Origin of the sequence: Micromonospora phytophila, from assembly GCF_023656545.1 — a bacterium.
GTDB lineage: Bacteria > Actinomycetota > Actinomycetes > Mycobacteriales > Micromonosporaceae > Micromonospora > Micromonospora phytophila.
The window spans coordinates 1-10,170 of record NZ_JAMOKF010000203.1 but is presented as its reverse complement, the minus strand read 5'-3'; the positions used below and the strand labels follow the sequence as shown (position 1 = coordinate 10,170).

General features: G+C 74.5%; 8 protein-coding genes, 2 pseudogenes and 1 riboswitch. Of the genes and pseudogenes, 5 read left to right on the top strand and 5 right to left on the bottom strand.

Annotated features, from left to right (window positions below; all coding sequences use genetic code 11):
* Positions 1-63 precede the first annotated feature (63 nt).
* Genes idi through NCC78_RS21260 form a run of 3 tightly spaced genes read right to left on the bottom strand, consistent with a single transcriptional unit; the run spans position 64 to position 3,309 of the window.
* Positions 64-609 (bottom strand): isopentenyl-diphosphate Delta-isomerase, encoded by a 546-nt coding sequence (idi, locus tag NCC78_RS21270; RefSeq protein ID WP_250796522.1) that lies wholly within the window; start codon positions 607-609, stop codon positions 64-66.
* Between the two features lie 29 nt (positions 610-638).
* The gene (gene crtI, locus NCC78_RS21265) at positions 639-2,120 is read right to left on the bottom strand and encodes a phytoene desaturase family protein (protein WP_250796521.1); all 1,482 of its coding nucleotides are present in this window, start codon (positions 2,118-2,120) and stop codon (positions 639-641) included.
* Positions 2,121-2,151: 31 nt separating this feature from the next.
* A complete protein-coding gene (locus NCC78_RS21260) occupies positions 2,152-3,309 on the bottom strand; it encodes a polyprenyl synthetase family protein (RefSeq protein ID WP_250796519.1) in 1,158 nt (385 codons plus the stop codon).
* A 65-nt stretch (positions 3,310-3,374) separates the two neighbouring features.
* Between NCC78_RS21260 and NCC78_RS21255 the strand changes: the two genes are divergently transcribed.
* Together NCC78_RS21255 and NCC78_RS21250 are read left to right on the top strand one after the other, a co-directional pair.
* Positions 3,375-4,295 (top strand): phytoene/squalene synthase family protein, encoded by a 921-nt coding sequence (locus NCC78_RS21255; protein WP_250796516.1) that lies wholly within the window; start codon positions 3,375-3,377, stop codon positions 4,293-4,295.
* Positions 4,292-4,516, top strand: a pseudogene (locus tag NCC78_RS21250) (deoxyribodipyrimidine photo-lyase); the annotation flags it as partial. The gene NCC78_RS21255 and the pseudogene NCC78_RS21250, both read left to right, overlap by 4 nt.
* Here the strand turns inward: NCC78_RS21250 and NCC78_RS21245 are convergent.
* Positions 4,516-5,580 carry a serine hydrolase domain-containing protein gene (locus NCC78_RS21245; RefSeq protein WP_250796515.1) on the bottom strand — a complete coding sequence of 355 codons (1,065 nt, stop codon included), beginning with the start codon at positions 5,578-5,580 and terminating at the stop codon, positions 4,516-4,518. The pseudogene NCC78_RS21250 and the gene NCC78_RS21245 sit on opposite strands and share 1 nt — an antisense overlap.
* Before the next feature lie 92 nt (positions 5,581-5,672).
* Between NCC78_RS21245 and NCC78_RS21240 the strand changes: the two genes are divergently transcribed.
* Entirely contained in the window at positions 5,673-7,118 is a 1,446-nt protein-coding gene (locus NCC78_RS21240) for a dihydrolipoyl dehydrogenase family protein (RefSeq protein ID WP_250796514.1), read from the top strand.
* 5 nt (positions 7,119-7,123) lie between these two features.
* Here the strand turns inward: NCC78_RS21240 and NCC78_RS21235 are convergent, their stop codons facing one another.
* A complete protein-coding gene (locus tag NCC78_RS21235) occupies positions 7,124-7,888 on the bottom strand; it encodes a crotonase/enoyl-CoA hydratase family protein (RefSeq protein ID WP_250796513.1) in 765 nt (254 codons plus the stop codon).
* A gap of 135 nt (positions 7,889-8,023) precedes the next feature.
* A riboswitch (cobalamin riboswitch) is annotated at positions 8,024-8,223 on the top strand.
* A 36-nt stretch (positions 8,224-8,259) separates the two neighbouring features.
* Here NCC78_RS21235 and bluB point away from each other — a divergent pair.
* Both bluB and NCC78_RS21225 read left to right on the top strand, forming a co-directional pair.
* Positions 8,260-8,877 (top strand): annotated as a pseudogene (gene bluB / locus NCC78_RS21230) (5,6-dimethylbenzimidazole synthase); the annotation flags it as partial.
* Between the two features lie 158 nt (positions 8,878-9,035).
* The gene (locus tag NCC78_RS21225) at positions 9,036-9,890 is read left to right on the top strand and encodes a Rieske (2Fe-2S) protein (protein WP_250796512.1); all 855 of its coding nucleotides are present in this window, start codon (positions 9,036-9,038) and stop codon (positions 9,888-9,890) included.
* Positions 9,891-10,170 lie beyond the last annotated feature (280 nt).

The window sequence follows — 10,170 nt, the reverse complement described above, 5'->3', positions numbered from 1 at the left end:
CGACCGCGCCGCATGACGAGAGGAGCCTGAGATGGGACGCAGACCCAACGGAGCATCGAGCATCTACCTCGGCGCCGAGGGGCGCAGCAGCCGGTTCACCACCCCACCCAGCCAGGGCGCGTACGCGCGGGGGTCGACGTCGAGGTCGGCCTCGAGCTCGACGGGGTCGACCCAGCGCAGCTCGGCCACCTCGTCCGGGTCCGGCCGCAGCGGCGTGTCCGGCCGGACCCGGCCCCGCAGGACGTGGTCGTACTCGAACTCGACCCGCCCGGTGGCCGGGTCCTCGGCGTAGTAGACGTACACCCCGACCTCGGTGAGCTCGACCGGGTCGGCGCCGAGCTCCTCGCGGAGCCGGCGGTTGGCGGCCTCGACCAGCGACTCACCCGGTGTGGGGTGGCCGCAGCAGGAGTTGGCCCAGCGCATCGGGAAGCGGGTCTTGACGGCGGCCCGCCGTTGCAGCAGCACCCGGCCGGCGGGGTCGACCAGCAGCACCGAGAAGGCGCGGTGCAGCTGGCCGGGCGGCTGGTGCGCGGCGGAGACGGTGGTCTCGCCGTGCGCTTGCCCGGCGTCGTCGACCAGTTCGACCAGGTGCCCTTCACGGGAGGTCACGGACGGTGCCTTTCGGGTCGAGGGGCGGGTCATCGGGCGTCCCCGGTGATGCGGGCGGCGGCGAGCTTGCCGGAGATGAGCACCATCGGCACGCCGACCCCGGGCTGGGTGCCCGAGCCGACGAAGACCACGTTGGACAGGGCCCGGTGCAGGTTCGACGGGCGGAACGGGCCGGTCTGGAAGAGGCTGTGCGCGGAGGCGAACGGGGTGCCGGCGGCCATGCCCTGCTCCTCCCACTCGGCGGGGGTGACGGCGCGCAGCACCTCGACCCCTTCGCCGAAGCCGACGTAGCCGCGCTCCTCCAGGGTGCCGATGAGCTGGTCGGCGTAGCGGCGGGTGAGGTCGCCGCGCCAGTCGAACGGGGCCCGGTCGAGGTTGGGCACCGGGGCGAGCACGTAGTAGGTGTGCCGGTCGGCGGGCGCCACGGACGGGTCGGTCCGGCTGGGGTTGGTGACCAGCAGCGACGGGTCGCTCATCAGCTCACCGCGCCGGATGACCTCGTCGAAGGTGCCCTTCCAGGAACGCCCGAAGTGGATGTTGTGGTGGGCGATCTTCGCATATCCCTGCGTCGATCCGATGTGCAGGACGACGCAGGAGGGCGAGTAGGTGAGCTTGCGCTGTCGGGCCGCCGGGAGCAGGTCGCGGTAGGCGACCGGCAGGTCGGGGTTGAGCACCACCACGTCGGCCGGGATCAGCTCGCCGTCGCTGGTCACCACGCCGGTGGCGCGGCCGTTGGCGGTCTCCACCCGGGTCACCGTGGTGCCGTACCGGAACTGCACGCCGTGCTTCTCGGCGGCGCCGGCCATGCCGCGGGAGACCGCGTGGATGCCGCCGCGCGGGAAGTAGACCCCGGCCACCGAGTCGAGGTACGCGATGACCGTGTAGATGGCCAGCGCGTCGTGCGGGGCGAGCCCGGCGTACATCGCCTGGAAGGAGAAGATCCGCTGGGTGCGCGGATCCCGGAAGAACTGGTTGATCTTCGTCTGGAGGCGGCGGAACGCGCCGCTGGCCAGCAGCTTCAGCAGGTTGCCGGTGAGCAGGTCGGTCGGCGCGTCCAGGTTGCGCTCGATGAAGTCGGCCCGCTCCAGCCGCCACAGCTCCCGGGCGTAGTCGACGAAGCGCAGGTAGCCGTCGGCCTCCCGCGGCCCGCAGACCCGGGAGATCTCGGCGGCCATCCGGGTGGTGTCGGTGATGACGTCCAGCGTCGAGCCGTCCGGGTAGTACGCCCGGTAGGCCGGGTCGAGCGGGGTGAGGTCGAGCCAGTTGCCGAGTTCCTCGCCGACCGCCCCGAGCGCCTCGGCGATCAGGTCCGGCATGGTGAGCACGGTGGGGCCGGTGTCGAACTCGTAGCCGTCCACGCTGAGCCGGCCGGCCCGGCCACCCGGCACGGGCTCGCGTTCCAGCACGGTCACCTGTCGGCCACTGCCGGCCAGGTGCAGCGCGCAGGCCAGCCCGCCGAGCCCGGCGCCGACGACCACCACCCGGTCCGTACGTCCCGTCACGGTGCGCACACCGACCACCTCCTTCGCAAAGAGTTGCCCATCAAGAACGCCGGTGGGTGGCGGCGGTGGCGAGGCCGGTCAGCGCGGTCCGCGCCGTCTCGTCGATCGTCGCGGTCCCCAGCGCGGCCAGTGCCTCGGCGACCCGGTCGTCGATCATGTGCTCGACCCGGGCGACCGCCCCGGTGTCGGCGACCAGCTCGGCCAGGCGGGTGGTCTCCCGCTCGCCGGCGCCGGTCCCGGCCCGCTCCAGCGCCCGACGCTGGGTCGGGGTGGCCAGCTGCCGGGCCAGCATGAGCAGGGCGGTCGGCTTGCCGGTGCGCAGGTCGTCGCCGGCCGGCTTGCCGGTGGTCTCCGGATCACCGTAGACGCCGAGCAGGTCGTCGCAGAGCTGGAACGCCTCGCCGACGGCGAGCCCGTAACGGGTGTAGGCGGCGATCAGCGGGGCGTCGGCGGTGGCGACGCCGGCCAGGCAGGCGCCGAAGAGCAGCGGTCGCTGCACCGTGTAGCTCGCGGTCTTGTAGCGGGCGACCCGCAGCGCCCGGTCGACCGACCAGTTCGCCGCGTCGCTCTCGCCGAGCACGTCGAGGTACTGCCCGGCCACGGTCTCGACCCGCATCTGGTCGTAGCAGCGCCGCACGTCGAACAGGCGGGCCGGTGGCAGGTTGGCGTGCGAGAGCAGCCGGTCGGCCCAGACCATGCAGAGGTCGCCGATCAGCACCGCGACCGCCTCGCCGAACCGGCGGGAGTCGCCCCGGTGCCCGGCGGCGGCGTGCTGGGCGGCGACGGCCACGTGCGCGGTGGGCCGGCCCCGCCGGGTGGCGGAGGAGTCCATCACGTCGTCGTGCACCAGGGCGAAGGTGTGCAGCAGTTCCAGGGCGGCGAGCGCCGGCAGCACCGGCGGCAGCGGCTCGGCGCCGCCGACCACGCCGCGCCATCCCCAGTAGGCGAACGTGGGCCGGACCCGCTTGCCGGCGGCCAGGACGCAGTCGCGCGCGGTCGTGGCGAATCCGCCCATCGCCGCGTCGATCTCGGTCAGCGCCCCGACCTCGGTGGCCAGGAAGGCCGCGAGGGTGTCGTCCACCGCCGTGACCAGGTCCTTCGTGTACGCGGCCAGGACCGCGCGGACCGGGTCGTCGCCGTCGGCCGGCCCTGCCGGCGGCACGCGGAGCGCATTACCCGCAACTGCGTCGTTGGCCATGCGGCCGAGCGTACCCTAGGGTTACGAGTTGCGTCGATTGGTGCGTCGATAACCGAGGAGGGCCGGTGGACACGGATCTCACCGCTGCCTATGACCGTTGCCGTGAGCTGCACAGGCGTCACGGCCGCACCTACTATCTCGCCACGCGGCTGCTGCCCGCCTGGAAACGACGGCACGTCCACGCTTTGTACGGTTTCACGCGCTACGCCGACGAGATCGTGGACCGCACCGAGGAACTGCCCCCGGCCGAGCGCGCCGCCCGGCTCGACGAGTGGGCCGGTCGGTTCGTCGCCGGGCTGCACGGCGCGCCGGTCGACGACCCGCTGCTCCCCGCGGTGCTGCACACGATCGCCGTCTTCGATCTCGACCGGGACGACTTTGCGTTGTTTCTCAAGAGCATGGCGATGGACCTGACGGTCACCTCGTACGACACCTACGACCACCTGCTCGACTACATGGAGGGCTCGGCGGCGGTGATCGGCACGATGATGCTGCCGATCCTGGGCAGCTCCGACCCGGTCGAGGCCCGGGAGCCGGCCCGTCAACTCGGCTTCGCCTTCCAGCTCACCAACTTCATCCGGGACGTGGCCGAGGACCTGGACCGCGGACGGACGTACCTGCCCGACGACGACATGGTCAAGTTCGGCGTCACCCCGGACGAGCTGGCCGACGCCCGCGCCCGGGGACGCACCACGCCGCGCATCCGCGAGCTGATCGAGTACGAGGTGACCCGCGCCCAGGCGCACTACGCCGCTGCGGCGCCCGGGATCACCCTGCTCGCGCCCGCCTCGCAGGCCTGCATGCGCACCGCGTACGCGCTCTACGGCGGCATCCTCGACGAGGTCGCCGCCCAGGGCTACGACGTCTTCGTCAACCGGGCCCTGGTGCCGCAGCGTCGCCGGATAGCGGTGGCCGCCCGGGCCCTGCTCGCCCCGACCGGCGCCCCGGTGGTGATCCCCGGGCCGGCCGTCGGCCCGATCCCGTGACCACCCGTACCGCCATCGTGCTCCTCACCCGCGACCTGCGGGTGCACGACCACCCGGCGCTGGCCACCAGCTGCGCGGCGTTCGACCGGGTGGTGCCCCTGTACGTGCTCGACCCCGCGCTGGCGGAGCTGTCGCCCAACCGCACCCGTTTCCTGCACCAGAGCCTTGCCGACCTGCGCGAGGCGGTCGCTCGGGGCGCGCCGGGAACGGCGGTCCACCGTCACAGGCAGGAGTGCAGGGCGTCCACCAGGGCCTCGACGCGGTCGTGGTCGCCCATCCGGCTGGTGGCGTACGCGAAGGTGTAGCCGCGGTCGGGGTCCGCCCAGGCGGAGCTGCCACCGATCCCGCCCATGCCCCAGCTGCCGTCGGGCTCCCACTGCATGCCCAGCGTCCACCGGGCCCGCCGGCCGAGCAGCAGGTCGTCGCCGTCGTACTGGACCCGGGTCGCCTCGGCGACCAGCTCCGGAGCGAACAGGCGGACGCCGTCGAGGGTGCCGCCGGCGAGCAGGCCGGAGTAGCAGCGGGCCAGCGCGGCGGCCGTGGCGTGCAGGTTGACCGCGGGCACCTCGGCGCCCCGCCACAACGGGCTGTTCACCACCTCGAGGTCCCGGCCCCCCGGCGGGTTGTCGACGGCGCGGGACCAGAGCGAACCCGGCTCGCCGGCCGCCCGCCGCGGCCACTCCGGGTCCCCGTACGTCAGGTCGGCGCAGCGCCGCTGGTCGGCCTCGCCGAGCCCGAAGTGCAGGTCCAGCCGCCAAGGGCCGGCGATCTCCTCGGCCAGGAACCGGCCCACCCGGCGCCCGTCCACCCGCCGGACCAACTCGCCCACCAGATGCCCGTACGTCCAGGCGTGCTCGCCCGCGACGGACCCCGGCGGCCACTCGGGCTCGGCGGCGGCCAGGTCGGCGCAGAGCAGGTCCCAGTCGGCGACCGCCTCGGCCGGCCGGGGCACCGGGAACGCCGGCAGCCCGGCGGTGTGGGCCAGCACCTGCCGGACGGTGGCCGGGGCGCGGAAGCCCGGCCAGTGGTCGGCGACCGCGTCGTCCAGGTCGAGCCGCCCCCGGTCGACGAGCATCAGCAGGCAGAGCGCGGCGACCGGCTTGCCGACCGAGTACACGTTGACCAGGGTCTCCGGTCGCCACGGCCGGCCCGGCGACCGTTCCCCGCCGACCAGGTCGACCACCGGTTCGCCGTCGTGCCAGACGGCCAGGCCGGCCCCGGTCTCCCGGCCGGAGGCCAGCAGGTCGGCGAAGCAGTCGTGGACGGGGGCGAAGCGTGCGCGCATCCGGCCACGGTAGGCGTACGAAAGCCTTACCGGCAGCGGAATTCCGGCCCGATCCGGTGGCCGACGGCCGTCCGGTGCGAAATGCTGGCGGGATGGCGGAGCCGGAAGTGGTGGACGTGGTCGTGGTCGGGTTGGGCGTCGGCGGCGAGGAGGTGGCCGGGCGGCTCGCCGAGGCCGGCCTGAGCGTCGTCGGCATCGAGCGGGACCTGGTCGGCGGGGAGTGCCCCTACTGGGGCTGCATTCCGAGCAAGATGATGATCAGGGCGGCCAACGCGATCGCCGAGGCGCGCCGCGTCGACGGGCTCGCCGGCACCGCGCAGGTCCAGCCGGACTGGGCGCCGGTGGCGAAGCGGATCCGCGAGGAGGCCACCGACAACTGGGACGACCGGGTCGCGGTGGAGCGGTTCACCGGCCGGGGCGGCCGGTTCGTCCGGGGCGACGCCCGGCTCGACGGGCCGGGCCGGGTCCGCGTCGGCGAGCAGGTCTTCCAGGCCCGGCACGGCATCGTGTTCGGCACCGGCACCAAGCCGTCCGTGCCGCCGATCGACGGGCTGGCCGGCACCCCGTACTGGACCAACCACCAGGCGACCGAGGTCGCGGAGCTGCCGGAGTCGCTGCTGGTGCTCGGCGGCGGGGCGATCGGGCTGGAACTGGCCCAGGTCTTCGTCCGGTTCGGGGTGCGGGTCACCGTGGTCGAGGCGCTGGACCGGGTGCTCGCCATCGAGGAGCCGGAGGCCTCCGAGGTGGCCGCCGCCGCGCTGCGCGCCGACGGGGTGCAGATCCACACCGGGGTGAAGGCCGAGCGGGTCAGCCACGACGGGCAGGGCTTCACCCTGCACGGGTCCGGCGGAACGGAGTTCACCGCCGAGCGGCTGCTGGTGGTCACCGGCCGTCGCGCCCACCTGGAGGAACTGGGCCTCGACACCGTCGGCCTGGACGCCAAGCAGCGCTTCCTGCCCGTCGACGACCGACTGCGGGTCACCGACGGGATCTGGGCGGTCGGCGACGTCACCGGCGAGGGCGCGTTCACCCACATCGCGATGTACCAGGCGGCCATCGTCATCGCCGACGTGCTCGACCACGCGCGGCACGCCCACGGCACCCCGGACCCCAGCGGCACCGCCAACATGGTGGGCGGCGCGATGGGCGCCGCCAGCGAGGCGAGCGTCCCGCGCGCCGACTACCGGGCGCTGCCCCGGGTCACCTTCACCGACCCGGAGGTCGGCGCCGTCGGCCTCACCGAACACCAGGCCCGGCAGCGCGGCATCAACGTGCAGATCGGCTTCACCAAGCTGGGCACCTCGTCCCGGGGCTGGATCCACCAGGTCGGCGACGACGGTTTCATCAAGCTCGTCGCGGACGCCAACACCGGCGTGCTGGTCGGCGCCACGTCGGTGGGCCCGGCCGGCGGCGAGGTGCTCTCCGGGCTGGTGGTGGCGGTGCACGCGGCGGTGCCGGTGATCCAGCTCCGGCGCATGATCTACGCGTACCCGACGTTCCACCGGGCCATCGAGGACGCTCTGCGCAGCCTGAAGTGACCGGGTCAGCCGGCCGGGGTGCCGTGCCGGCCGGCGCCGGCCACGAACCGGGCCGCGCCGGCGGCCGCGTCGGTGGCCAGCGACGCCATGCCGTACGCCAGTTCGGTGGCCAGCGCCGCCGGCTCCGGCTGGCCGGCTCCGGCCAGCACCGACGCCCGGTCGTTGCGCAGGCAGGTCTGCGGGTGCCGGGCGATCTCGGCCGCCAGCCGCTCGGCCGCCGCCCGGGCCTCACCCGGCGCCACCAGGCGGTTCACCAACCCCATGGCGTACGCCTCCTCGGCCGGCACCGGCCGGCCGGTGAGGATCAGGTCCATCGCCCGGCTCTCGCCGATCAGCCGGGGCAGCCGGACCGTCCCCCCGTCGATCAGCGGTACGCCCCACCGCCGGCAGAACACCCCGAGCACCGCGTCGGACTCGGCGACCCGCAGGTCGCACCAGAGGGCCAGCTCCAGGCCACCGGCCACGGCGTACCCGGAGATCGCGGCGATCACCGGCTTGCTGAGCGTCATCCGGGTCGGGCCCATCGGGCCGTCCCCCTCCGGCTCGACCCGGTTGCCGCTCGGGGCGCCGATCGCCTTCAGGTCGGCTCCGGCGCAGAACGTGCCGCCAGCGCCCCAGAGCACGGCCACCGCCGCCCCGGGGTCGGCCTCGAAGGCGCGGAAGGCGTCGGCCAGCGCCCGCGCCGTCGGCCCGTCGACGGCGTTGCGGGCCGCCGGCCGGTCCAGGATCACCGTGGTCACCGCCGCTGCGCGCTCGACGCGTACGCCCATCGGGACAGCATGCCCCCGGCGGTGCCGGCGCGCCAGGGTGCGGCCGTCAGCGATGGTCGGCCCGCCGCGACCGGATTTCCACCGCCGTGGCCGGGCCCGCCGGGTGCGCGCGGGCGGCGCGGCACTAGCATCGCCGACGGCATGATCATGTGAGGTGCCCCGCGCGAGCGGGGAGAATCGGGAAGCCGGTGCGAATCCGGCACGGGCCCGCCGCGGTGACCGGGGAGCCACCGTCCACGCGCGAGAGGGCAGCCACTGGCCGACGACGGCCGGGAAGGCGGACGGCCAGGCGTCGATCCGGGAGTCCGAAGACCGGCCTCGCGTCAGGTGCCCACGCGCGAGGCGTGGGCCGAGCGCAGCGGGAGCCTGCCTTGGATCTCTACGACGTCATCCACCGCCGTCGGGACGTACGCGCCCAGTTCACCGGGGCGCCGGTGCCCGAGGAGACCCTGCACCGGGTGCTGACCGCCGCACACGCCGCGCCGAGCGTCGGCTACTCCCAACCGTGGGACTTCGTCCTGGTCCGCGACCCGGAGCTGCGACGCCGGTTCCACGAGCACGTCCGCGCCGAGCGGGACACCTTCGCCGCCACGCTGGCGGGCGAGGCGGCGGAACGGTTCGCCCGGATCAAGATCGACGGGGTGCTGGAGTCGACCCTGTCGGTCGTGGTCACCTACGACCCGGCCCGGGGTGGTCCCGCCGTGCTCGGCCGGCACGCCATCGCCGACACCGGCCTCTACTCGGCCTGCCTGGCCATCCAGAACCTCTGGCTCGCCGCCACCGCCGAGGGGCTCGGCGTCGGCTGGGTGTCGTTCTACCAGGAGCCGTGGCTGGCCCGGCTGCTCGGCATCCCCGACGGCATCCGCCCGGTGGCGTGGCTCTGCCTCGGCCCGGTCACCCACTTCGAGGCGGTGCCCGACCTGGCCCGGCACGGCTGGCGGCAGAAGCGCCCGCTCGCCGACGCCGTGCACCGCGACCGCTGGGGCTCCCACGGGTGGTTGACACCCCCCGGCCGGCGCCGTTCTGACCAGGTCGCACGGGTCGGCAGCCGCCCCGTTTCGCCGCCTGCGGGGGTGTCGTCACGTACCGCTGCGGATCCGTCACCGCCGACCGGTTTGCGACCGCGCATCCCGGGAAGTCGGTACGGGTGCGAGCAATCCTGACGAAGATCGAGCAGGCCTCCGCTCTTGACCGGGTCGGCGACCGGTTGCAGCAGGGCGTCCAGGCCGTCCTCCGCCCGCAGCGGGTGCGCGACCTGCTGCACGGCGTCTGGCTGGGGCACCCGCTGCACCCGGCGATGGTGCAGGTGCCGGTCGGCTCCTGGATCAGCACGGCAGTGCTGGACCTGATGCCGGGGCAGCGGCGCGCCGCCACCACCCTGTGCGCGTTCGGCACGATCAGCGCGCTGCCGGCGGCGGTCGCCGGGCTCAACGACTGGGCGGCGCTCTCCCGTGACCAGCGCCGGATCGGCCTGGTGCACGCCGCCTCCAACAGTGTCGGCCTGGTCTTCTACGCCGGCTCCGTGGCCGCCCGGCTCACCGGTCGGCACCGGCTCGGCCGTACGCTCGGCTGGCTCGGGCTCAGCGCCGCGAGCACCGGCGCGTACCTCGGCGGGCACCTGGCGTACAAGCAGGGTGCGCAGGTCAACCAGAGCATCTCCGAGCTGCACCGGATGGCCGACGGTTGGCACCCGGTGGCCGACCTGTCCACCCTGCCGCAGCGCGAACTGATCACCCGCGAGGTCGACGACGACGTCTCGGTGATCCTCTACCGGCACGGCGACGAGGTCACCGTGATGCTGGAGCGCTGCCCGCACCAGAGCGGCCCGCTCGGCAAGGGCGAGGTCCAGGAGATCGGCGGACACACCTGCGTGGTCTGCCCGTGGCACGGCAGCGCGTTCCGGCTCAACGGCGGCGAGGTCGTGCACGGACCGTCCGCGAACGACCAGCAGGTCCTGCCGACCCGGGTGGTGGACGGCGTGCTGGAGACCCGGCTCCCCTGATCCCCCACGCTCGCCCGATCGCACGAACTCGGTGAGGCGGGGGTGTCGGGGCGGCCCCGACACGCCCCGATCTCCCCGATGCCGGGGTCGGTCACCCGCTGGAGCGGCGGGGCAGGGCATCCCCGCCGCCGGGTCAGCCGCGTCGGTGGCGTCCGCTGGGCAGTTCCTGAACCCCCGCGTGGGCCCGACCCTGCCCGCCGCCGCCCGTCCGGGCGCTCCCGGCCACGGACGTGCGACCGGCACCGCCGATCCGGGCCGTGGCCGGGCGGCGGCGCAGGCC